Genomic DNA, 22,546 nt, shown 5'->3' on the forward strand with positions numbered 1-22,546 from the left:
CCGCCCACCGCGGCGAGCTGTCCGCTCGGCGGCCCACCGCGCGTCGCCGCCGTCCCGGCGCGTCGGGGACCCGGTCGCGTGCGACACGGGTCACGCCGCCTCGGCCTCGCCGGCCGCCGGCACGTCGACCCACCGGGCCGTGGAGGGGACACCGCGGTCGTCGACGAGGAAGAGCATGTAGCGGCCGGGCAGGGCGATCGTGCGGTCCTCGGGCACCGTCACCGACACGGCGCCGTCGCGCTTCCGCAGGTCCAGCGCGATGGAGCGCTGCCCGGTGTCGGTGACGTGCGTGGACGCCATCGGCGCCATGAGGCGCGCGCTCGCGATGCGCGCGGCGTCGGGCGTCGCGACGTCGACCGTCTGCCCGAGCGCGACGGTCTGGGGCGCGTCGGCGATGGTCGGCTGCTGACCCCGGAACAGGTACGGCGGCGTGTAGATCTCGATCCGCTGCTCGAACGTGCCCGGGATCGTGCCGGCCGCGTCGTTGAACAGGGGGTCGGAGCCCACGGTCATCACCCGGCCGTCGGGCAGCAGCAGGCCCGCCGAGTGGTAGTTGCGACCCACCTGCGGATCGGCGGCGTAGTCGAGCGTGTTGGTCTGCGGTCGGTAGATGCGGGCGTTGTGGTTGTCCGAGGCGCCCTTGCCGCGGTAGTCCCGCGAGCCGTTGCTGATGAGCAGCGAGTCGTCCGGCAACGTCGTGAGGTTCGGGTAGCGGGTGCCCTCGGGCAGCGACGGGCCCGGCTGCCAGGTCGGGTTCGGGCCGTCGAGGTCGATGGTGTCGATCCGGCCCGTCGAGCGCGGGCTCTCGCCGACCCCGCCGCCGCCGACCACCGCGATCCGCTGGTCCTGCACCGGGCCGACCCACGCCGAGCCCGCCGTCTCCAGCAGGTCGGGGTCGCGGATGCCGGGGACCGGGGTGAGCAGGTTCGTGCGCAGGTTCCAGAACCCGGGCACACGGCCCTGCTCCGCCGGCCCGTAGCCGGCGTTCGCCCCGGAGTAGAAGAGGACGTTCTCCCGCGCGGTCTGGAACAGCGCCGGGTAGCTCGGGAAGTACTGCGTGAGGTCCTTGCGCTCGGTCCAGCGCCGCGTCGCCGGGTCGTAGATCTCGTTCTGCCCGTTGAGGATCTCGCCGGTGCCGTCGAGCCCCGACACCGAGATGACGCTGCCGTTCGCGAGGCCCGTCAGCGTCGGGTACCACCGCTTGAAGACCATGTCGCCGACGCGCTCGTAGGTCTCGGTGAAGGGGTTGAACTCGTAGCTCTGCTCGATGCCCTGGTAGTCCTGCTTCTCCAGGGTCATCGCCTGGCCCAGCGCGTAGAGGTTCTGCGCCTCGGCCGCGGGGACGCCGTTGATCGTGTACTGCTTCGGCCCGACGGCGATGTACTGCGCGCCGACGTCGACGGCCTCGGCGAACACGACGGTCTCGCTGGCCGTCACCGTGGCGCCGCGCCGGGTGGCGGTCTTGGCCGCCGGCTGGACGACGAACGGGTGCGTGGCGCGGTAGACGAGGCCCTCGGGCGAACGGAACTCCGTGCCCGCCGGGAAGTTCTGCGGGGCCGCGTCCGGGTTCTCGTTCTTGACCGTCAGCCCGCCCGCGGCGTGGGTGACCGCGCCGTCGAGGCGCTCGTAGCGCTGGGTCCCGCCGGCGATGAGCAGGTTGCCGTTGGCGAGGAAGGTGTGCCCGGCGCAGAACATGTCGTCGGGTGTCGGGATGACGCGGCTGCGCCCGGTGGCCGGGTCGTACACGAGGCTCTTGAACGTCCCCGCGTTGAACATGTCCTCCTTGTTGCCCGAACCGGCGATGAGGAGGATGCGCCCGGTCGGCAGCACCGCGGCGTGGATCGCGTTGACCTTCTGGTCGTCGGGGACCTCGACGACGTCCCACTTGCCGTACTGCTGCTTGTACTCCTGGCTGTTGATCAGCCGCTGGTGGCGGAGCTCGGTGATCCAGGCCCAGGCCGGCGGCACGTTCACGCCGAGCATGACCGCCGGGACGACGATGAGGAGCAGGAAGCGTTTGACCCGTCTGGTCAGCCCCTGCTCGATCAACTCGCCTCCGTTCGTCGCCCTTCGGTCTCCGGCGGCACCTCGGCACCGGGGTGTCGGGAGGGGCCGGCCACCGCGGCCAGCGCCACCACGCGGACCGCGACCGTCGGGGCGTTGAGCGAGACGGCATCGGACGCGCGCGTCCCACCGTCTCGTCCGTCGTGCCGCTTTGCCGATTCGTTACTGATGCTAGACCCTGCCGAGACCGGGATCACCCCTGGTGTCCCGTTCGTACCGTTCGCCGCGGCGTGCTCGGCGGCCGCCGGCATCGGCGTCGGTGGCTGCTCACGCCGGGGCGTGGGCCGCGGCGTGGGCGACGGTGTGGGCGACGGTGCGGGCGCAGGACGCCCCTCGACACCCGTGTCCGGGCGCGCGGACGGCGACGGGGTCGGTCGTCCGCCCTCGGGGACGATCCCGGGGCGGGCGTCCGGGCGGTCGTCCGGACGGTCGGGACGGGGCTCGGGCCGGGGAGCGCCCGGCCGGGCCGGACCCTGCTGCTCGGCCGCGGGCGCGATCGGGCGCTGGCCGGGCTGACCTGGCTGACCCGGCTGACCCGGCTGACCCGGCTGCTCGGCCGCCGCCGGCCGCTCGGCGGGGTGGCCCGGGGGCGGGAACGGAGCGGGGCCGGGACGCGGGGTCGGCGTCGGGCGAGGCCGGGCGCCCGGCGTGGGCGAGGGACGTGCGGGGCCGGCGGGCGGCGCGGCCGGACGGTCGGCGGGACCGGGGCCCGGCCGGCGTCCGGTGTGCCGGCCGGGCTGCGGGCCCTGCGGCGCGCCGGGACCGCCCGGCGCCGCGGGCCCCTGGTGCTGGGGACCCTGCGGTCCCTGCGGCTGGGGTCCCTGCGGACCCTGCGGACCCTGCGGCTGCGGACCCTGCGGCGCCTTCGGCTGCGGCGACGGCGGCTGCTGGGCGGCGTGCTGGGGCACCGGCCGGAGCCCGGGCCGCTGACCCGGCTGACCCGGGTGGGGCTGAACCGGCTGACCCGGCTGGCCCGGCTGGGGCTGACCCGGCTGGGGCTGACCCGGCTGGCCCGGCTGGGGCTGGCCCTGGGGCGCCGGCGAGGGGCGGTTGCGCGGCACCGGCGACGGTGCCGGGTCGACGCCCTTCTCCGGCGACGGGCGGCGCGCCGGCGAGGGGCGGCCGTCGGCGGGACGCGGAGACGGGGAGGACTCGTCGGCGCCGCGGCGGGAGAGCGAGGACGTCCGCACCCAGCCCGCGGGCAGGTCGCCGTCGAGCGCGACCGCGGGACGCGGGGCACCGACCGGCGCGAACGCCGGATCGCCGGCCGCGATCGCCTCCGGGATCGGGGAGCGCCGGGTCGTGCTGCCCGCGGCCAGCAGCGCGTCGAGCGCGGCCCGCTCGAGCGACTCGGTGGTGACCCCGGAGCGGCCGTCCGCGAGCACGGGCACCGACTCGATCGCCGGCTGCCGCCCGACGATGCGCTCGACGAGGCAGAGGATCGGGGGCGCCAGGCACGCGGCCAGCGCCACGGCCGGCCACAGCAGGACCGCGGGGGTCGCGTAGCCCTGCAGGATCGCGAGCACGATCGCGCCGACCAGCAGCGCCGCCCACTGCAGGTGGCGCCGGAAGGTCAGGATGTGGTCGGCGCTCGACGACAGGCCCTTCGGCGTGACGACGAAGCGCGCCGGCAGGCGCAGCAGCGTGGCGATCAGCGAGGCCGCGAAGATCGGCGCCGCGAAGATCGACATCAGCATGCCCTTGACGCCCGAGGAGCCCTCGGCCTCGTAGGGGCTGACGTTGTACCGCCGGTTGCGCAGGTAGACCCACAGCTGGAACGCGGTGGCGTCCACGTAGAGCGCGAGCCAGAGCTGCACCGGCACGACGACGCCCTGGACCCCCAGGGCCAGGAAGAGGCAGGCGTTGACCGCGCCCAGCACCCAGCCGATCGCCATCGACGGGTAGAAGGTCGTGATGAGGATGTAGTGCAGCGCGCGGCCCGGCGACAGGCGCGGCAGCCGGAAGACCATCTCCTTGAGGAGCACCTCGAAGGTGCCGCGCGACCAGCGCATCTGCTGGGAGAAGAAGTCGCCCCAGGACGACGGGCCCTCGCCGACGGCCAGCACGTCGGGCGTGTAGACCGACTTCCACCGGCGCCCGGAGTCGGGGTTGCGGCGGGTGTGGAACTTCAGCCCGGTGGCCATGTCCTCGGTGATCGAGTCGGACAGGCCGCCGATGCGCTTGAGCGAGCTGATGCGGATGGCGTTGTTGGTGCCCACCAGCATCGCGGCGTTGTAGCGGTTGGCCGCGCGCTGGATCAGCGAGTGGAACGGGAACTGCTGGGACTCCGCGGCGCGCGTCACGAACGTCTCGTCGTTCGCGTAGCACTGCGGGCCGACGACGTACGCGACGTCGGGGTCGCGGAAGTAGCCCAGGATGCGCTCGGCGTAGTTGGGCAGCGGCACGTGGTCGGGGTCGACCGACAGGAACACCTCGTAGGAGTCGCCGTGCTCGGCGACCCAGGCGTTGTAGTTGCCGTGCTTGGTCTTCGCCTTGTAGGCGCCCTTGCGCTGGTTGTACTTGTCGATGCCCTTGCGGGTGAAGTGGTTGACCCCCAGCTCGCGGCACATCGCCTTGACGTCCGGGTCGTCACCCTCGTCGAGGATCCAGACGTCGAGGATCCCGTCGTACTGGATGCGCAGCGCCGCCTGCAGCGTGCCGCGCACGACGTCGATGGGTTCCTTGCTGGGGACGATCGTGGTGAGGAAGGCGATGCGCCGGTCGGGCTCGGGCGGGACCGGCACCGGGTCGCGGCTGATCACCGACGCGAGCGACAGGGAGAAGACGTTGATCAGCCGCAGGAGCTCCATGAGGCCGATCGAGCCGATGACGACCCAGTTCGCGTAGATCGCGAAGGTCGAGCCGATGACCGGCGGCCGGTGTGACGGGTGCAGCAGCCAGAGGAAGAACAGGGCCTCGAAGGCGAAGTTCAGGCCGGCGACGAGCAGCGAGCGGGCCACCCGGCCCTTGCCGTGCACGGCGTCCACGCCGCGGTAGGCGACGCGGTACGGGCCGTCGGCCGGATCGGGCTCGCGGATCGGCCCGGCGAGCTGAGAGAACTCCTGGATACGACGGCCGACGACGAGTTCCGACTCGTCGACCTCGTCCGGGGGTCGCTCGGCAAGAAGGGTCATCGGCCGTTTCGTCTCGATCCTCGTGACACCGCAGCACCGGCAGTGGTCACGAGCCTCCCGTCGTCGTCGCACCCCTCGCGGACCCGCGGGGAGGCGGTACCGCCGACGTGCCGTCCTCCTGTCCGGTCATCCCGGTCGTGCGACCGCTGGTGTTCCATCGGTCCCGGAAACGGTAAGGGCATCACCCACCGTGCTCACCGAGGGGGACGGTTGACCGCCCCCATCCGTGGCCCGCGACCCGCTGACATCGCGCCGTGTTCCACCGAACGGGGGACACGGAGGCGCCATCACGGCCCCGTGACGTCCGTTCACGGTCGACGACAGACGGTAGCGCGTCAGTCCTGCCGCACCGCAGCGGGTGGGAGCGCGTGCCGTGTGACGTCCAGCAGATCGCCGTCCCGGATCTCCGCCGTCATGTAGGTGCACTCCGGCTGGCGGCGACGCTCCGTGGGCGATCCGGGGTTGAGCAGCCGGACGCCGCCCGGTGTCGTCGTGTCCCACGGGATGTGGCTGTGCCCGAACACGAGCACGTCGACCGGCGTCGCGCTCCCCGGTCCGAAGCGCGCGTCGCAGCGCCGCTCGCGGCCGGCCGCCGCGCCGGTCTCGTGGGTGACGGCCAGGCGCAGCCCGCCGACGTCGGCGACGGCGGTCTCGGGGAGGCGGGCGCGCAGGTCGTCGCCGTCGTTGTTGCCCCAGCACGCGACGAGCCGGCGGCAGCGCCGCTCGAAGCCGTCGAGCAGCTCCGGGTCCATCCAGTCGCCGGCGTGCACGACGACGTCGGCGGCGTCGATCCGCTCCCAGAGCTCGGCGGGCAGCTCGCGGTTCGGGTAGCGGGGCGTGAGGTGGGTGTCGGTGGTGAGCAGGAGACGCACGGGTGCCATCGGGTCTCAGCGCTCCAGCAGCAGCGCGTGCAGGGCGACGAGCGCGAGCGGCGCGTAGAGCAGGACGACGGGCGCCGGGCCGGTGGTGCGCAGCCACGTCCGCGACCGCACGCGCGGCCCGTCGTCGCCGCGGGCGTCCTCGACGCCGTGGTCGAGGTGCAGCGTGACCGGTCCCGCGCGCACCCGCCACGACCATGTGCGGGCCGCCTCGTCGACGGCCGTGACCTCGAAGGGCAGCCCGACGACACCCGCCGCCCGGACGGTGCCCCGCAGGCCGGGCCGCAGGCGCCGGTGCTCCGCCGCGACCCCGGTGATCTGGGGCGCCCACCGGCTCCAGAGGTCGAGGTCGGCGTAGCGCTCCCACGCCTGGTCGGCGGGGAGCGGACCGGTCGCCCGCAGCGTCGTCTGCACGGCCGTGGACGTACCCGCGACGGGCCTGGACGACGAACACATACTCCGAGTATGGTTTCGGCGAGCACCCGGTACGTCCACGTACCGATCGACCGCGGGAGGTCGCCGTGTCGCTGTCGGAAGCCGTCAGGTCCAGCTCGGTGGGCACGACCCTGCGCTGGGGCGCCACGCACGGGCTGATGCGCGCGGCGATCCGCCGCCAGGTCCGGGCGGGCAACCCCGATGCCCGCCTGCTGCTCGACCCCGGCATGCAGGCCGATCCGTTTCCCCACTACGAGGCGATCCGGGCGTCCTATCCCTTCGCGCCCGGCGCGTTCGCGCGCATGACCGTGCACCACGACGTCGCGACGGCGGTCCTGCGCAGCGACGACTTCGGGGTCACCAACCCCACGTCGGTGGTGCCCGGGCCGGCCAAGGCGGCCCTGGCCCTCGCCGGTCCGCCCCGCAACCCCGGGCCGATCGAGCCGCCCTCGATGCTCGCCGTCGACGCGCCGGACCACCCGCGCTACCGCAAGCTCGTCAGCCGCGCCTTCACCGCCAAGCGGGTCGCCGCGCTGCGCGAGCGGACCGGCGAGGTCGCCCAGGAGCTCCTCGACGACATGGACCGCGCGGCCCGCGACGGGCAGACCGTCGACCTCGTCGCCCGCTACGCGAGCCTGCTGCCGGTCACCGTCATCAGCGAGATGCTCGGGGTGCCGACCTCGATGCGCGACCAGTTCCTGGAGTGGGGCGACGGCGCGGCCACGTCGCTGGACATGGGCCTCACCCGCCGGGCGCACGCGTCGATGGAGCGCCACCTCGCCGCGCTCAACGACTGGATGCGCGAGCACCTGCGCCGGCTGCGCCGCGAGCCCGGCGACGACCTGCTCTCGAGCATCGTCACGCAGGTCGACGACGACGGCACGGGGCTGACCGAGCAGGAGCTCGTGTCCACCGCGCTGCTCGTGCTGGCCGCGGGCTTCGAGACGACCGTCAACCTCATCGGCAACGGCACCGCCCAGCTCTTCGCGCACCCCGAGCAGCGCGAACGGCTGGCCGCCGAGCCCGAGCGGTGGTCCACCGCCGTCGACGAGATCCTGCGCTTCGACCCGCCCGTGGAGCGCACGGCGCGCCGCGCCACGGCCGACACCGAGGTCGCCGGCGTCCCCGTGTCCGCGGGCGGACTCGTCGTCACCGTGCTGGCGGGCGCCAACCGCGACCCGCGGGTGTTCGACGACCCCGCGACCTTCGACGTCGCCCGCACGAACGCGAAGGACCACCTGGCCTTCTCGAGCGGCCCGCACTTCTGCCTGGGCGCCCAGCTCGCGCGGATGGAGGGCGAGGTGGCCCTGCGCGCGCTGTTCGAGCGCCATCCGCAGCTCGCCCCGGCCGGCCCCGCGCGCCGGCGCTCGACCCGCATCCTGCGCGGGTACGCCGAGATGCCCGTGCGCCTCGAGCCGGCGGTCGCTCCCGCGCGGTGACGGCCTCGGGCTTGGCGCCCGCCGTGCCTCAGGTGAACGCGGAGTACCCCGTGATCTCCCGGCCCACGATGAGGGTCTGGATGGTCTCGGTGCCCTCGAAGGTGTGGATCGACTCGATGTCGGCCATGTGCCGCATCACGTGGTTGTCGAGCAGGATCCCGTTGCCGCCGAGCAGGTCGCGCGCGTGCGCGAGCACCCAGCGTGCCTTGCGGGTGTTGTTCATCTTGGCGAGCCCGGCGATCGTCGGCGCCAGGTCGTCGTCCTCGGCGAGCCGCGCGATCTGCATGCAGTAGAGCTGCATGCCGGTCAGCTCGGCCAGCATCTGCACCAGCCGCTCCTGCACGATCTGCGACGCGGCCAGCGGCTGCCCGAACTGGTGGCGCTCCATGACGTAGCGCAGCGCGGCGTCGTAGCCGGCGGTCGCGTGCCCGAGCGCCATCCAGGCACAGGTCCCGCGCGTGGTCGCCAGCACGCGGCCGGTGTCCTTGAAGCTCTCCGCGCCCGGGAGACGGTCGCGCTCGGGGACCCGCACCCCGTCGAGGCGGATGTCGGCCTGCCACACCGAACGCATCGAGCCCTTGCGCGGGATGACCTCCGCGTCGTACCCGGGCGTGGAGGTGTCGACGAGGAACCCGAGCACGGTGTTGGTCTCGGTGTCGCGCGCCCAGATCACGGTGCGCCCGGCGATGCTGCCGTTGCCGATCCAGCGCTTGCGGCCGTCGAGCACCCAGTCGTCCCCGTCGCGGCGGGCCGTCGACTCGAGCGACACCGAGTCCGACCCGTGCTCGGGCTCGGTGAGCCCGAAGGCGCCGACGAGGTCGAGCCGCGCCATCGCCGGCAGGAACTCCTGCTTCTGCTCCTCCGAGCCGAGCATGGCGATCGACTTCATCGCGAGGCCCGACTGCACGGCGTGGAAGGTGGCGAGGCTGCCGTCGCCGCGCGCGAGCTCCATGGCGACGAGGCCGCTCGTGAGCGGGTCGTGGCCGGGGCACCCGTAGCCCTCGATGTCGTCGCCCACGACCTCCAGCTCGGGCAGGCCCTTGATGACCTCCCACGGCATCTCCGCGGCGTCCCACGCGGCGGGCGCGGCTGGGCTCACCACGCGGTCGACGTAGCGGCGCACGGCCATGAACGTGTCCCACTGCGCGTCGGTGAAGCGGCGGCGCACCGAGAAGAAGTCCGTCCCGAGCGCCTCGGTGAGCGGACCGTCGCTGTCCACGCTGCTGTCGGCGGTCATCGGCGCTCCCTGGCCTGGCACGGTGGTTACGGCGGGCACGGTTCCCCGTCGCCGCGATCGCCACGCCACCCGGGAGTGCTCCGTTGACCGATCCGACCGATCCCGCGACCGTCGTGCGCGCCTTCCTCGCCGACCTCGAGCGCCTCGACCTCGACGCGGCGTGCGCTCGCCTGGACCCCGCGGTCGTCTACGAGAACGTGTCGCTGCCGCCCGCCCGCGGGATCGCCGCGACCCGGCGCGTGCTCGGGATGCTCACCGCGCGCGCCACCGGCTTCGGCGCCGAGAACCACCGCGTGGCCGCCGACGGCCCGGTGGTGCTGACCGAGCGCACGGACACCATCGAGATCGGGCGCCTGCGGACGTCGTTCTGGGTGTGCGGCACGTTCGAGGTGCACGACGGGCGGATCACGTTGTGGCGCGACTACTTCGACTGGGCCGCCGTCACCGGCGCGCTGATCACCGGGGCGGGGCGGGCGCTCGTGTCGCTGGTGCGCCGGTCGTAGGCGGCCGCGTCGTCGCAGCCCACGGCGCCACACGCCGCCCGCTCGGTACCCCCACGATGCGCCCGTTCGCGCTAGCGTCCGCCCTCGACCGGCACGTTCAGCACCGAGCGGAGGGGACGTCATGGCGGGGAAGTTCGAGGTGTACGAGGACAAGGCCGGGAAGTTCCGGTTCCGCCTCAAGGCCAGCAACGGTCAGATCGTCGCGTCCGGCGAGGCCTACGAGACGCGGGCCGCGGCCAAGAAGGGCTGCGAGTCCGTCCAGAAGGCCGCGCAGGGCGCCCCGATCGAGGAGGCCAGCTGAGGCGATGACCGCCGGGCTCGGCGCCCGGCCGGACCCGCCTCGCGGTCCGGCCGGGTGTCACCCGTCCGAGTGGTCGCCGACGGACACCGGACGCACCGTCCTGTCCGCCGAGCGACGAATCTAACGATCAAACGCAGGTTGCGCACGACCGGTTGTTCCCTTCACCCCGTCGGCGGGTATATCCACTGCCCGTCACCCGTGCAGCCGTATCCGAGCGGTGCGCACGGACCCACGGTGGGGCCCGTTGGACGATGTCCACACCATCGTGGCCGGTCCGCCGGGGGGAGTGGATGGACGGACAGGCTCATCCGAGGAACGGGGACCGTCGCGACGGCTCCGCCGAGTACCTCGTGGTCGTCGCCGACCGCGCGGGACGTTTCCGCGACGCGTACGGCCCGTACCCGCTGGCCATGGCCCACCGCGAGGCCGACCGCCGGCGGCGGGATCTCTCCGCGGCGGGAGAGCACCACGCCGACGTGCGGATCGCCCGCCACCATCCCGTGGCGATCCCGCACCCGCGTGGCCCCTGGCGGCACAGCGAGCCGTAGGACCGGGCTCAGGCGATGTGCCGCCCGCTGATGGCGCGCGATGACGAGCTGCTGGATCTGCTCGGTGCCCTCGAAGATGTCGTCGATCTTGCTGGCTTCGTCGCCGACCACAGCTCGCTCTCAATGAATCAACTCCACTGGTTTCGATCCAGCTCACCCTCGAAGGTGTTGGCGTTCTGAGAGAGTCAGCTCTCGATTGGTGACAGAAATGAAGCCGTCGGCCTTCTTGGCGCGGACGCCGGCCAGATCGGAAGCAAACTTCTTTCTCACACGACTGAATCGAAGCTGCTTCCGCGCAAAGTAGACTCCCATCACCCACGTCGCGTCACCTCGCCGTGCATCGGCGTCACCACCACGGTCAGGCCCACCAAGAGGGTGCGAAGGATCGACGTTGGTGAAGCGTTCGCTCATCACCAGCTGCGCAGCAAGTCGTTCTGATTGCGCTTGACCATCGGTCCACTCTCGAAGTACGCGCCAGGTCTGATCCCATCTATCCATGGCTCCAGGTCGTCGTGGCCGTTGCCTCTTGCCAGTCAGCGCTGGTTTTCCGGGTCCTGGAGCTGGCCTCGGCCCCCGGCCCGCCGAAGCGGAGCGGGAGGCCAGGGCCAGAAGGCCGTGGCCGGCTCGCGGCGCCGGAGGCGCCGCCTTGACTGATGAGAGGTCAATTCGGCAGCCCGGTCACAGGACCTCTCGGTAAGCGGTGACGGCCACGCCTATGCGCTCCTGGCGGTCGACGGCCTCTGTGAGTAAAGTGACGGAATGGTCATGCGGATGGCGGTTCCCGTGCTGCCATGCCGGGATGTGCAGGCAGCGCGGTCGTACTTCACGGACGTGCTCGGATTCGACACCATATTCACCTGGGAGACCCCACCTAGCTACGCGGCCGTGATCCGCGACACCGCCGAGTTCCACCTGTACGCCGAAAGCAGCGTCGGCCCGGCCAGGGTGACGGTTGTCGTGGACGACGTCGATTCCTGCCACGACGAGCTGCGCGCCCGCGGCGCCGACATCGTCGAGCCACTGGCTGACCGGCCCTACGGGATGCGCGACTTCAACGTACGGACACCCGATGGGCACTTGTTGATCTTTAGCCAGCCGCTTACCGAGTACGGGTGACCATCAGCGGACCAGCCGGAAGAATGACCGGACCTCGTCGACGAACAACGCCGGCTGCTCGAACGCCGCGAAGTGGCCGCCCTTGCCGGGCTCGTTCCAGTACCGGATGTTCGGGGACCGGCGCTTCGACACCCTCTCTTAGATCATGGGCGCTGCGGTCGAGGACAAGCTCATTCGTGACAACCCTTGTCAGGCACGGAGCATCAAGAAGCCCCGCCGCTCAACCCACCGCGTCGTGCCGTGGCCCCTGGAACGAGTCCGCGCCGTGCAGGACGGGTTGGCCAAGCGGTGGCGGCTGGCGGCCGACGTCGGGGCCGGGCTCGGCCTGCGCCAGGGGGAGGTGCTCGGGCTCTCGGCTGGTGACCTCGACACCGCTGAAGCCGTCGTCCACGTCGTTCGGCAACTGCGGATCATCCGCGGTCAGCTGGTCTTCGCCCCGCCCAGGGGAGGCAAGTCCCGCCCCGTCCCGCTGCCCGACGAGGTCCGCGCCGCGATCGCGACGCATCTCCGGTCCTTCCCGCCGGCGCAGGTCCGGCTGCCGTGGCTGGAGCCTGAAGGGCGCACCGTCGAGGCCGAGCTCCTGCTCTCGAACGAGCGGGGCGAGCCGCACTCGGGCGATCACTTCAACAAGGTGATGTGGCGCGGAGCGTTCCGGGCGACCGGACTGGCCTACGCACCGCGGACCGACGGCATGCACGCCCTGCGGCACTTCTACGCCTCGACGCTCCTGGCTGGCGGCGTCTCGATCATCGAGGTCGCCGAGTACCTCGGCCACGCCGACCCCGGCTTCACGCTCCGGACCTACACCCACCTCGTGCCGTCGAGCCACGCCCGCGCTCGCCAGGCCGTGGACGCAGTGCTCGGGGCCGGCGCTGATCACGAGACAGCCCTCGTGACCAGCGTCGATGCGTCCGAACCCGCTCAGGCGATGTGGCGGCCCGAGATGGCGCGGGCGATGACGAGCTGCTGGATCTGCTCGGTGCCCTCGAAGATGTCGTAGATCTGTCGCGGGTCGTCGGCGACCTGCGCCGACTCCGTGTGCACCTGCCCCGACCTGGGTCGGAGCTGCTCGGCACTTCTCAGCTCCGCTCGGCCCTCCCCGGCCTCCGACGGCCTGGTCACGGCCTAGGAAAGATCGGGTCAGAAGTCTTCGGCACGCACGACGACCCGTTGGCCATCGGACAATGCCTGCGCATACTGGGTCAGCTCGGGATCAGTGAGGTCCGCACCATCATTGACCGCGCGCCATCGAGCCTGGAGGACAGGTTTGACCTCGTCGACCGGACGGCCGGCGTGCGTCGCCAGCACCTCGTCGAGCACGGCCTGGAAGCGCTCCGCGAGACGCTGGACGCCATCGCGAGCGGCCTCGCGCACCGCGCGCTCCAGACCACCCTTGGTGAACTTGAAGGACGAGGGAGCCACAGAACAGACCTCCTGTATGCGATGGGGTTCAACTACGGATAGCGTCAGCGGCGATTGGCCGAGGGACCACGCCGGTATCAGCGGCGTGGTCCCTCGGTCGATCAGCTCTAGCCGCGCGGGGGGTACGGGTCGAGGAGGTAGGTGTTCTCGTCCTCGATCGTGCCGTCTCCCCTCATGATGAGCAGCTGGCTCGGTGCGTTGGCCCGGGCAACCTTGCGGCCCGCGGTCACCGCCTCCTGCTTCGTGATGTGGCGCGAGAGTTGCTGCTTGTCGTGGGTGACCACCCACAGGGTCCCGTTCGGACTGACCCAGTACTTCTTGCGGTTCTCGACCATGACCTACCGCTCCTTCCGCACGCCCCTGAAGGGCTTGGTGTCCGACTTGCCATTGATCAGTCGGCCGTCTGGCCCGCGTGTCGTCCATCGCCGAGTCCTCGGGTTCAGGACCTGGCTACGCCGTCTCACGGCACCGATCCGATACCCGCGGCCTGAGTTCCGAGCCATGCACGTACCTCCCTGACAGTCTCGCAAACCTTAACGCTGCGTGCACGACCGACGCTATCCAGCGTCGATCTCGAACGTCAACCCCACTCAGCAAACTTTCAGAGTTGGTGTTTACAGGGCAAACGTCCCAGAGTACGCTGGCTTGAAACAAGATCTTCAAGGGGACTTGGGAGGCATGGATGCTCACCGCCGAGGCGCTATCGGAGTTCTACCGACGACTAGGGCGGCGAGTCCGGGATGCTCGAATCGAGGCCGGCTTATCACAAGCAGCACTCGCCGATGCATTACAGCTCACTAGGTCATCGGTAGCAAATCTGGAAGGCGGAAGACAGCGCATACAGGCTCACACATTGGTTACTCTAGCCAAGGCGCTCGCCGTAGACCCTCAATCATTGCTGCCAGAAGAAGAATCAATATCGGACCCTCGTTCTACGGTACCGTCGTCGTTGCAAGACGGTGCGAGTTTCGAGAGCGAGTCGGCTCGCCGATTTGTTGAGAATAGCCTTGCAAACACGCTGGCATTGCGTGAAAAGCAATGAGTCAAAGCGCGATGTACTCGCACCAGGTAGCCGAGCATATCCTCAAGCAGTACGGAATTGGGTCGCCGCCCGTTGACGTTGAAAAGCTCGCCTGGCTGCTGGGGGCCGAGTTGGTCCGAACACGCGCCGAGGGCGGGCAGTCTGGGTTTGTCCTTCGGGACGGCTCCCGCGTGGTGATCGGCGTTAATAACGGCACGAGTCGACGCAGGCAGCGCTTCACGATCGCCCACGAGATTGGCCATCTGAAGCTACATTCCGGAAACCTGATAGTCGATTCCAGCATCCGCGTTAACTATCGGGACGACGTTTCGAGCATGGCTACCGACGAAGAGGAGATGCAAGCCAACAAGTTCGCCGCGGCGCTCCTTATGCCCAAAGCGTGGGTGCAAGAGGCCGTCGTGCGGCTAAGCGCTTCCGCCACAACGCGTGAGGACTTAATCAGCCGGCTTGCTCGGGAATTTGACGTTAGCACTGAGGCGATGGGTTACCGACTGATCAACCTTGGCATAGCTTCTGCCTAAGTCTCCCGCTCACACGTCAACGGCATCCTCCTCGTCTTCGCCGGTTCGGCCGCCGGCCCGCCGAAGCGGAGCGGGAGGCCAGGGCCGAGAGGCCGTGGCCGGCGCGGCGCCGGAGGCGCCGCCTTGACTGATGAGAGGTGTATTCGGCAAGTCGCGGGCCGAGCAGTGAACTCGATCGACCTTTCGCTTGCAACTCGGGCTCGTGCACACTGGGGGCTGTGTTCGCGATCATCTCGGCCGACTTCGCGCAACGGTACGGCACTCTTTCGTCCTGGGCGGCTGCCGTTCTATCGGTTGGCAGTGTGTTACTTGCACTACACATCATTCTTAGAGATCGCCGAGGCAAGGAACGTGAAGAAGCCGAGAAGGTCGTGGCATGGATGGAAGTCCACCGCTTCAGTCAACTCGGGCAGGAGGACGAAGTGCTCCGAGCGGTTTCACACGTGCTGAACGGTTCCTCCTATCCGGTTATCGCGCCAATATTGCTGACTAGGACGTATACTCGTGGCGAGGCAAAGCGTCTGAATCGAAGATCAAATCGGCGTTTCGTTCCCGATCGCTCGATGTGGGCGCTCTCTAGTGGGAGAGCTTACGATATCGGCCACTCCCCGGATGATGAGATCTCTCTCAGGAGGGACCAGGAACTCACTCGGACTTTCACTGGAAAACAGCTTGGCGTACCGATCGACTATATACGCTTCTGGCTTTCATATCGAGATGCAGCTGGTCGCTACTGGTGTCGTGATCTCGATTCGTCGCAGCTAATGCTTGCGCGCTCTCGGAAGATGCGGCGCGAGCTGCGTGGCGCCCGACTGTGGGGAGCGATGGAATTGGACGTACGGGAACTATTAGGGCTACCCACGGGAACGGTCCGGCGGCTCCTTCTCAGGTTTATACGCTGGGCTGTCACTCCATAAGCACCCGGTCTGTTTAGTAATACCATTGTCCAGGTAGCGCACTGCACCTCAGAAGTGCCGTGGTCTGTCGGCCCCGGCCGGGGTGGCGGCGTGCTGCCCCGCCACGCTTGGAGCGCAGGGACACGGGCGTGGAGGCTCGCGATCAAGAGCGGACGGAGTCCGTCGCGCAGCGATGCGCAGCACTCTTGATCGGGAGTCAGCCCGTGTGACGCTCCGGGGCCGACAGACCTCCGACAGAGTCGGTTCCATTGCTCTCAAGCTTGGCCTGCGCGGCCTTGAGCGCGAACTCAAACGGGACGCTTAGACGAGCGCAGACCCTGGAAAGGGAGTGCCGTGCTCGAAGTAGGCCCCGTTCCCGCGGTCTCCGGCCAGCAGGGACCGCACGCGCCGGGCTAGGCGCGGGATCAGGTAGTCGTCGAGCTGCTCGGCGGCGACCCATTCCCAATGGTCAAGTTCGCTGCCGTCGAGCTGGATGCGGGCCTCGTCGTCACCGAGGGGACCGCAGTCGAAGACGAACAGGAGCTTGTCGCCCTCGCGGTCGTTCGGCGCCCAGTCAACCGCGGCGAGCCGGCGCGGTTCTCGGTCGAGGGCTAGCTCCTCGCGGACCTCACGTTGACACGCGGCCGCGGGAGACTCACCGCGCTCGACGTACCCACCCGGGATGTCCCATGTGTCCTTATAGGTCGGGTGGACCAGTAGCGCCCGGCCGTCGGCGTCGACGAACAACGCCCCGGCGGCGACCCGTGGGGTGGCGAAGGTGTCCTCTGGTGCGGCCACGCCCCGAGGTTACTGGTGGACGTCAGGATGACGTCTGGCAGCGGTCAGGCGGCGAGTCGGAGGCGGTGTGCGAGCGCGCCGAGCTCGGTGGTGACGGTGCCGCGCGGGTTCTTCATCCAGGACAGGACGAGTTGGCGGCTGATGAAGTGGTGCCGGACCTGCTCGGGTGCGAGGCGCTCGGCATCCAGAACGGTGCTCAGGGCTTGGTCGCGGCGGCCGGAGACCGAGAGGGCGCGGGCGGTCTCCAGGGCGTGCCGGACGCGCCGCTCGGTCGGTAGCGCTGTGGTGTCGACGGTCGGCCCAAGGTCGGCGGCCACCTGGACGTCCCCGAGTTCCATCGCGGTCGCGACCCGGTGGATCGCGACATTGGTCGGGCCGAACGCCGTCCACATGTGGTTGGCGTCGCCACCGAGATAGCCGGCTGCACGGCGGGCCTGCTCGAGGAAGTCGCGGGTCATCGTCCGGTCGTCCATCCGCGACGACGCCATGGCGCCCGCGAGGAACAGCGACCCGTAGACCGACCACAGGTTCGCGTCGGCGCCACCGAGGGAGGTCGACAGATAGTCCGACCCGTCGGCCGTGAGCTGGGCGGCAGCGTCGAAGCGACCGGTGGCGAGGAGCGAGTGGACCACCGACCGGAACAGCGAGCCCATCACTGGCAGGCTTCCGGAGCGCTGCGCGGCGGCCAGGCCCCGATCGGCGGCCATCCACGCGAGGTCGCACTCACCGAGCTTGGTGAGAGTCGAGGCCGCGACCTGGTAGGCCAGGGCCAACATCGCATGTGCGCGCTCGCCCTCGTCGCCGTCGTAGGCGTCCGCCGCGGTGAGCGCGTCGGTGAGCAGCAGCGGGACACGGCTGGTGACGAACCCGAACCGCGAGGCCTGGTAGGCGTCGAAAACAGCCGCCACGTCCCGCTCCACCGACGCCATCGCGGGCGGCTCGCTTGACGGTGCCGCACGGCGCAGGACGGCGTTGAGCTGGCGGTAGTCCATGAGCGCGGTGCGCAGTGCCGGGACGGTGCTTGTGCCGGTCTCGGCGGTCCAGTCGAGAAGAGTGGGCTCTCCGAGGAGGTCTCCGAGCGAGACGTCGAGGACGTCGGCGAAGCGTCGGATGACCGAGAGCCGGTCCAGCTCGGCTCGGTTGTTCTCGATCTTGCCAAGCCAGTCCTCGGTGCGGCCGACCAGCCCGGCCACGACCTCCTGGGACAGGCCGCGGCGACGGCGGTAGAAGGCCACGCGCTCGCCGATGGTCAGTGACTCGGTCATCCCTCGCATGGCAAGAACCTCCTCCCGCACCCACGGAGGACCCCGGAATTTTCTTCCGGGTCGAACGCCGGAACCGCTCTGACGCTAGCTGCAGACCCCGACGCGCGGGGTCGGATTCAGCGGACTGGAGCAACAGAAATGGCGATCAAGCGGCGGCTTCGGGTCTCGATGGAGGACGTCTTCCCGCACGGGGCGTTCATGACCACCGACGGCGCGGAGCCCGTTCCCGACTACGACCGGTCGACACGAGAGAAGTTCGTGCAGGCCATCGACAAGATCACCGGCCTGCCGGTGTGGGGCGTGGGTGTCCACGACCCCGACCCTGAGGCCCGCAAGGCCGAGCGCTCAGTGGACGTCAAGATCGCGGCCGAGTACCAGCCGGTCCCGCCCGAGGCGCTGCCCGGGCTGCCGTTCCGCCCGGTGGAGTTCGAGGGCCTGGAGGTCACGCCCTACCTCGACACGAACGGCCCGCGCCCGAAGGTCGCGTTCAGCCTGCGCGCCACCGGCATGCGCACCCCCACCCCTGGTGGAGACGCCCGGCGTGCCGGCCAGCCCAAGGGCGAGGCGAAGAACGGGGAGGCGGCCTGATGCCCGGGCTGTCGGTCCGTCTCACCCCGGTCGGGCGCGCCGAGGTCCACCTCCCCGACGACATGCCACCGATCCTGGACGTGATCGTCGAGCACCGGGTGGTGCTCACCCTGACCGCGCGGCGCCTCGACGAGGTCACCGCCGAGGAGCTGGAAGCGGCCCAGTCGCTGCTCGCGGCGCTGACGGTCTTCGTCGAGCACGCCACCCACTGGCTCCCGCCCACGACGGACCGGGCGATCGGTGGTGCGGCATGAGCACCACCAGCCACGGCACAAAGAAGGTCACCGAGGCGACGTCGACCCGTACCGCGCGCCGATTGACGCGCGAGCGGCTGCGCGCCGTGGTCCGGGAGCTGGTCCTCGACGGGCACCCGGTGCCCGACTGGCACGAGCACGCCGCCTGCGCGGGCATGGACGAGGCCCTGTTCTTTCCCGTCGCCGACGGCGGACCTCTCGGGGTCGAGCGGATCGAGCAGGCCAAGCAGGTCTGCGCCGGCTGCCCGGTCCGGACCACGTGCCTCGCGGACACGATGGCCCGCGAGTCCCCGACCGCCCGCTACGGCGTGTTCGGCGGCCTGTCTGCGGGCGACCGGTCCCGGCTGTATGCCGACCTCCGTACCCGAGCGTTCGCCCTCGACGACGCCAGCGACGAGTCAGGAGCGGTGGCGTGAGCCGCCCGCCAGCCGGGCCGCGCTGCGAAGTCTGCGCCGCCCGCCTCGACCCCAACAGCCCAACCAACCGGCCCCGGCGTTGCACCGAGCACCTCGCGCAACAGGCCCTCTTCCCGCTCGCGGCCGTCCCCGGACGACGTCGGCGCGTCCGCTCCGGGGCCGACGACCTCTCGCCCCGGCACGACCGCCACCACACCACCACCGGGCGCCCAGTGCGCCGCGACCGCTCCGGAAGGACTGATTTCTGATGCCGATCGGACACACCGTCGGACGCGGCGCCACCATCCGGCGCCGCGCCGACGTCCAACCCACCCTCATCGAACCCTCGCGGACCTTCCTCGGGCGGCTGCGACGCCGCGGCCTGCTCGCCGTCGGGCGCCTGCTCGTCCTCGCCGCGTGGGGCGCGGTCATGGCCGCATGGCTGCTGGCCTACGTCCCGATCCTGGCCGCCGCCACCGCCCTGGTCGCCATGGTGTGGGCGGTGCAGGGCCGCGGCGCCGGCCTCGCGTGCGTCGCGCTGGTCGGCGTCGGCTTCTACACCTGGTCCCGCGCACACCCCGAGACCTGGGAACGGTTCGTCGTGTCGCGGGTGTGGCGGTTCACCCGCCGCATCCGCTACCGCTGGGTCTGGCGAGACCTGCTCGCGGCCGCCGACGTCCGCGCCCGCGACGCCCACCACGTCATCCGGGTGCCACGGCTGCTGTGGGTCCGTCTCGGGCGCCACGCCGACCTGCTCACCGTGCAGCTCTGCCCCGGCATCACCCCCGAGCACCTCGAAGCGGCCGCCGACGCGTTGCGCGCCGAGTTCCGCGCGCTGGAGGTCCGCGTCCTGCCCCACCAGCGCCGAGGGTGGGTGTCGCTACGGGTGATCTGCGCCGACACCCTGCTCGACACCATCGCCCCGCCCATCGGCTCCGAGACCGAACAGGCGCCCCATGGGGTGGACCTCACCGCGCTGCACCTCGGACGCCGGGAGGACGGCGAGCCGTGGCTGCTGCGCCTGCTCGGGCGCCACCTGCTGGTGGCCGGCGCGACCGGAGCGGGCAAGTCCAGTGTCGTCGCCTCCCTGCTCGTGGCGCTCGCCCCGGCCATCCGCGCCGGCACGGTGCGGCTGATCGGGATCGATCCCAAGGGCGGCATGGAGTTCGGGCTTTACCACGACTTGTTCCACCTGCTCGCCTGCGAGACCGAGGAGGACATGGTCCGCGCCCTGGAAGCCGCCGCCGATCTGGTCGCCGAGCGCGCCCGATCCCTGGCGGGCCTCGTGCGCCTGCACACCCCCACCGTGGACGCCCCGCTCATCGTCGTCCTGGTCGACGAGATCGCCTCCCTGACCGCCTACATCAGCGACAAGGCGCTCAAAGAGCGCGCCAAGCAGGCGCTGGGCCGGCTGCTCACAAAGGGTCGCGCGGTCGGGGTCTCGGTCGTCGGGTGCGTGCAGGACCCCCGCAAGGACGTCCTGGAGGTCCGCAACCTGTTCACCACCCGCATCGGACTCCGGCTGGCCGAGAAGACCGAGGTCCCGATGGTGCTCGGCGACGGTGCCCGCGAGCGCGGGGCGCTGTGCGACCGCATCCCGATGAGCACGCCGGGTGTCGGCTACCTCGTCGAGGACGGCTCCACCGTCGTCACCAAGGTCCGCGCCGCCTACGTCGAGGACGACCAGCTGCGCTGGCTCGCCACCACCTACCCGTCCCCGACCCGCGAGGTCCTGCCCGAGGTCGCCGACCTCCCCGACAAGCAGGACAAGCCGCGGCGCCGCAAGCGCGCCACCGGCGAGGATCGGGAGGCGTCCTGATGAGCACCCACGAGCAGGACACCGCGGCGGCCGGGCCGACCCCGGTCGGGAAGCTCACCGGCCCGGTCGTGCGCGAGGTCGCCCAAAGCGCCGCAGAGCAGGTCGGAGCCTGCATCCGCCCCCTCGCGGTCCGCCGGATCGACCGCGAGACCGGCGCCACGACCGTGGTCCCGATCCCGTGCGGCGCCACCCGAGCCTCGGTGTGCGGGCCGTGTGCTGACCGGGCACGGCGGCTGCGGATGTGGCAGGCGCAGCAGGGGTGGCACCTCGACACCGAACCCGAGACACCGACCGAGGAGCCCACGGTGCGGCAGCGGGCGCTGCTGGGGCAGCGGGCCGACCTCGAGCAGGACCGCGCCGCCGCGCTCGAGGCCGGCGAGATGACCCGCGTCCGTGAGGTCGAAGCCGCCACTGAGCAGACCGACGAGATGCTCCGGGCCGAGGGCGTCCGCGGCGCCGACAACCGCGCCCGGGGCGAGGACAAGCCGAAACGTCGTGCCCGCTCGACGAAGCGGCGTCAGGACGTCCCGGACCTGCCCCGGCTCCCGGTGCGGGCCACTACCACGGGTCGGGTGTTCGAGGCCCCCAACGGGCGCACCTACCGGCCCTCGACGTTCGTCACCCTGACCCTGCCCTCCTACGGGCCGGTCCGCACCCAGGACGGCGCCCCCAAGGACCCGACCCGCTACGACTATCGCCGCGCCGCCCGCGACGCGATCCACCTCGGGGAGTTGTTCGACCGCTTCGTGCAGAACCTGCGCCGCGCGGTCGGGTGGAACGTGCAGTACTTCGCCGCCGTCGAACCCCAGCGCCGCGGCGCCCCGCACCTGCACGCCGCGATCCGCGGCACCATCCCCCGCCGGCTCATCAAGCAGGTGGTCGCAGCGACTTATCACCAGGTGTGGTGGCCGAACCACGACCAGCCGCTCTACACCGAGGACCACCCGCCGGTCTGGGACGAGACCCGCGACCCGGCCTGCTACGTCGACCCCGACACCGGGCGACCGCTCCGGACCTGGGAGCAGGCCCTCGACGCGCTCGACGACGACCCCGACGCCGCCCCCGCTCACGTCATCGAGTTCGGCACCCAGGTCGACATCCAGGGAGTCCTCTCGGGGACCGAGAAGTCGGACAAGGCGATCCGGTACCTGACCAAGTACCTGACCAAGAGCCTCGGCGAGACCGCCGAACCCGACACCCCCGCCGCCGCCGCGCACATGGACCGGCTGGTCGAGGCGCTGCGGTGGGAGCCGTGCTCGGAGTCGTGCCCGAACTGGCTGCTTCACGGCATCACCCCGGAGAACCCGAAGCCCGGGATGGTGCCCGGCCAGTGCCGCGCCAAGGCCCACAAGCGCGAGCACCTCGGCTACGGCGGCCGGCGCTGCCTCGTCTCTCGCAAGTGGTCGGGCAAGACCCTCACCGAGCACCGCGGCGAACGCCGCGCCCACGTCCTCAAGGTCCTCGGAGCCGTCGGCGCTACCACCGAGCACGTCACCGACGACGGCGACCTCGCCCGCTACGACTGGCAACTCATCGGCCCCCGCGACCGCGACCAACCCGACCGGCTCCAACTCCTCCTCCGGTCCATCGCCCAACGACGGCGATGGCGAGACCAGTACGACCAGGCCAAGACCGACATCAGCTCGGCAACTCGTGATCAAGGAGAAGCGGCGTGACGGCCAACGTGACCGAGGGCCTCTGGTCGGTCGACGACGTCTCGGCGTACCTGGGCATCCCCGTGAAGACGCTGTACCAGTGGAAGTGGCGCGGCGAGGGTCCGCCGGTTCGGAAGATCGGTCGCCACCTCCGGTACGTGCCTGACCAGGTGCGAGCGTGGGTCACCCAGCCGGAAGCGGCGTGATCGCTCATGGGCCACGTACAAGACCGATGG

25 protein-coding genes are annotated in these 22,546 nt (G+C 70.9%); 15 read left to right on the forward strand and 10 right to left on the reverse strand.

Annotated elements, in window-relative coordinates; genetic code table 11:
* Positions 1 to 90: 90 nt before the first annotated feature.
* From glxA to ACR9E3_RS04445, 4 genes are all read right to left on the reverse strand, one after another.
* On the reverse strand, positions 91 to 2,049 hold the full coding sequence (gene glxA / locus ACR9E3_RS04430; RefSeq protein WP_460378851.1) for a radical copper oxidase GlxA: 1,959 nt from the start codon (positions 2,047 to 2,049) through the stop codon (positions 91 to 93).
* Positions 2,046 to 5,198 (reverse strand): glycosyltransferase family 2 protein, encoded by a 3,153-nt coding sequence (locus tag ACR9E3_RS04435; protein ID WP_460378852.1) that lies wholly within the window; start codon positions 5,196 to 5,198, stop codon positions 2,046 to 2,048. The genes glxA and ACR9E3_RS04435 overlap by 4 nt, the downstream gene beginning before the upstream one ends.
* Before the next feature lie 335 nt (positions 5,199 to 5,533).
* Positions 5,534 to 6,070 carry a metallophosphoesterase family protein gene (locus ACR9E3_RS04440; RefSeq protein WP_460379067.1) on the reverse strand — a complete coding sequence of 179 codons (537 nt, stop codon included), beginning with the start codon at positions 6,068 to 6,070 and terminating at the stop codon, positions 5,534 to 5,536.
* Between the two features lie 15 nt (positions 6,071 to 6,085).
* Positions 6,086 to 6,490: an SRPBCC family protein gene (locus tag ACR9E3_RS04445; protein ID WP_460378853.1), complete on the reverse strand. Its 405-nt coding sequence runs from the start codon at positions 6,488 to 6,490 to the stop codon at positions 6,086 to 6,088.
* 140 nt (positions 6,491 to 6,630) lie between these two features.
* Here ACR9E3_RS04445 and ACR9E3_RS04450 point away from each other — a divergent pair, with 140 nt between their 5' ends.
* Positions 6,631 to 7,950, forward strand: a complete 1,320-nt coding sequence (locus ACR9E3_RS04450) for a cytochrome P450 (RefSeq protein ID WP_460378854.1) — start codon at positions 6,631 to 6,633, stop codon at positions 7,948 to 7,950.
* Between the two features lie 28 nt (positions 7,951 to 7,978).
* Here ACR9E3_RS04450 and ACR9E3_RS04455 read toward each other — a convergent pair whose 3' ends face one another.
* Entirely contained in the window at positions 7,979 to 9,187 is a 1,209-nt protein-coding gene (locus ACR9E3_RS04455) for an acyl-CoA dehydrogenase family protein (protein ID WP_460378855.1), read from the reverse strand.
* 83 nt (positions 9,188 to 9,270) lie between these two features.
* Between ACR9E3_RS04455 and ACR9E3_RS04460 the strand changes: the two genes are divergently transcribed.
* From ACR9E3_RS04460 to ACR9E3_RS04480, 5 genes are all read left to right on the forward strand, one after another.
* A complete protein-coding gene (locus ACR9E3_RS04460) occupies positions 9,271 to 9,690 on the forward strand; it encodes a limonene-1,2-epoxide hydrolase family protein (protein WP_460378856.1) in 420 nt (139 codons plus the stop codon).
* A gap of 121 nt (positions 9,691 to 9,811) precedes the next feature.
* The gene (locus ACR9E3_RS04465; RefSeq protein WP_460378857.1) at positions 9,812 to 9,991 is read left to right on the forward strand and encodes a YegP family protein; all 180 of its coding nucleotides are present in this window, start codon (positions 9,812 to 9,814) and stop codon (positions 9,989 to 9,991) included.
* A gap of 290 nt (positions 9,992 to 10,281) precedes the next feature.
* The gene (locus ACR9E3_RS04470; RefSeq protein WP_460378858.1) at positions 10,282 to 10,539 is read left to right on the forward strand and encodes a hypothetical protein; all 258 of its coding nucleotides are present in this window, start codon (positions 10,282 to 10,284) and stop codon (positions 10,537 to 10,539) included.
* Between the two features lie 30 nt (positions 10,540 to 10,569).
* The gene (locus ACR9E3_RS04475; protein WP_460378859.1) at positions 10,570 to 10,719 is read left to right on the forward strand and encodes a hypothetical protein; all 150 of its coding nucleotides are present in this window, start codon (positions 10,570 to 10,572) and stop codon (positions 10,717 to 10,719) included.
* 591 nt (positions 10,720 to 11,310) lie between these two features.
* Positions 11,311 to 11,655 carry a VOC family protein gene (locus tag ACR9E3_RS04480; protein ID WP_460378860.1) on the forward strand — a complete coding sequence of 115 codons (345 nt, stop codon included), beginning with the start codon at positions 11,311 to 11,313 and terminating at the stop codon, positions 11,653 to 11,655.
* 3 nt (positions 11,656 to 11,658) lie between these two features.
* On the opposite strand, the gene ACR9E3_RS04485 is transcribed toward ACR9E3_RS04480, so the two are convergent.
* Positions 11,659 to 11,787 (reverse strand): hypothetical protein, encoded by a 129-nt coding sequence (locus ACR9E3_RS04485; protein ID WP_460378861.1) that lies wholly within the window; start codon positions 11,785 to 11,787, stop codon positions 11,659 to 11,661.
* A gap of 133 nt (positions 11,788 to 11,920) precedes the next feature.
* Between ACR9E3_RS04485 and ACR9E3_RS04490 the strand changes: the two genes are divergently transcribed.
* Complete coding sequence (locus ACR9E3_RS04490) at positions 11,921 to 12,655, forward strand: tyrosine-type recombinase/integrase (protein WP_460378862.1); 735 nt, start codon at positions 11,921 to 11,923, stop codon at positions 12,653 to 12,655.
* 140 nt (positions 12,656 to 12,795) lie between these two features.
* Here the strand turns inward: ACR9E3_RS04490 and ACR9E3_RS04495 are convergent, their stop codons facing one another.
* Complete coding sequence (locus ACR9E3_RS04495) at positions 12,796 to 13,077, reverse strand: hypothetical protein (RefSeq protein ID WP_460378863.1); 282 nt, start codon at positions 13,075 to 13,077, stop codon at positions 12,796 to 12,798.
* A 107-nt stretch (positions 13,078 to 13,184) separates the two neighbouring features.
* A complete protein-coding gene (locus tag ACR9E3_RS04500) occupies positions 13,185 to 13,412 on the reverse strand; it encodes a DUF2188 domain-containing protein (RefSeq protein ID WP_460378864.1) in 228 nt (75 codons plus the stop codon).
* Positions 13,413 to 13,759: 347 nt separating this feature from the next.
* Between ACR9E3_RS04500 and ACR9E3_RS04505 the strand changes: the two genes are divergently transcribed.
* A complete protein-coding gene (locus ACR9E3_RS04505; RefSeq protein ID WP_460378865.1) occupies positions 13,760 to 14,119 on the forward strand; it encodes a helix-turn-helix domain-containing protein in 360 nt (119 codons plus the stop codon).
* Between the two features lie 11 nt (positions 14,120 to 14,130).
* Complete coding sequence (locus ACR9E3_RS04510; RefSeq protein ID WP_460378866.1) at positions 14,131 to 14,640, forward strand: ImmA/IrrE family metallo-endopeptidase; 510 nt, start codon at positions 14,131 to 14,133, stop codon at positions 14,638 to 14,640.
* A gap of 1,217 nt (positions 14,641 to 15,857) precedes the next feature.
* Here ACR9E3_RS04510 and ACR9E3_RS04515 read toward each other — a convergent pair.
* Positions 15,858 to 16,334: an NUDIX domain-containing protein gene (locus tag ACR9E3_RS04515; RefSeq protein ID WP_460378867.1), complete on the reverse strand. Its 477-nt coding sequence runs from the start codon at positions 16,332 to 16,334 to the stop codon at positions 15,858 to 15,860.
* A gap of 44 nt (positions 16,335 to 16,378) precedes the next feature.
* Entirely contained in the window at positions 16,379 to 17,599 is a 1,221-nt protein-coding gene (locus ACR9E3_RS04520; protein ID WP_460378868.1) for a helix-turn-helix domain-containing protein, read from the reverse strand.
* Positions 17,600 to 17,737: 138 nt separating this feature from the next.
* On the opposite strand from ACR9E3_RS04520, the gene ACR9E3_RS04525 reads away from it, so the two are divergent.
* From ACR9E3_RS04525 to ACR9E3_RS04550, 6 genes are all read left to right on the forward strand, one after another.
* Positions 17,738 to 18,187, forward strand: coding sequence for a plasmid replication, integration and excision activator (locus ACR9E3_RS04525; protein WP_285651025.1), 450 nt, complete (start codon positions 17,738 to 17,740; stop codon positions 18,185 to 18,187).
* Complete coding sequence (locus tag ACR9E3_RS04530; protein WP_460378869.1) at positions 18,187 to 18,441, forward strand: hypothetical protein; 255 nt, start codon at positions 18,187 to 18,189, stop codon at positions 18,439 to 18,441. Before ACR9E3_RS04525 ends, ACR9E3_RS04530 begins: the two co-directional genes overlap by 1 nt.
* On the forward strand, positions 18,438 to 18,857 hold the full coding sequence (locus ACR9E3_RS04535) for a WhiB family transcriptional regulator (protein WP_460378870.1): 420 nt from the start codon (positions 18,438 to 18,440) through the stop codon (positions 18,855 to 18,857). The genes ACR9E3_RS04530 and ACR9E3_RS04535 overlap by 4 nt, the downstream gene beginning before the upstream one ends.
* Positions 18,858 to 19,104: 247 nt before the next feature.
* The gene (locus tag ACR9E3_RS04540) at positions 19,105 to 20,655 is read left to right on the forward strand and encodes an FtsK/SpoIIIE domain-containing protein (protein ID WP_460378871.1); all 1,551 of its coding nucleotides are present in this window, start codon (positions 19,105 to 19,107) and stop codon (positions 20,653 to 20,655) included.
* Positions 20,655 to 22,331 carry a replication initiator gene (locus ACR9E3_RS04545; protein ID WP_460378872.1) on the forward strand — a complete coding sequence of 559 codons (1,677 nt, stop codon included), beginning with the start codon at positions 20,655 to 20,657 and terminating at the stop codon, positions 22,329 to 22,331. Before ACR9E3_RS04540 ends, ACR9E3_RS04545 begins: the two co-directional genes overlap by 1 nt.
* Positions 22,328 to 22,516: a helix-turn-helix transcriptional regulator gene (locus ACR9E3_RS04550; protein WP_460378873.1), complete on the forward strand. Its 189-nt coding sequence runs from the start codon at positions 22,328 to 22,330 to the stop codon at positions 22,514 to 22,516. Before ACR9E3_RS04545 ends, ACR9E3_RS04550 begins: the two co-directional genes overlap by 4 nt.
* The last annotated feature ends 30 nt before the right edge of the window (positions 22,517 to 22,546 follow it).

The organism is Actinomycetospora sp. C-140 (assembly GCF_054796175.1).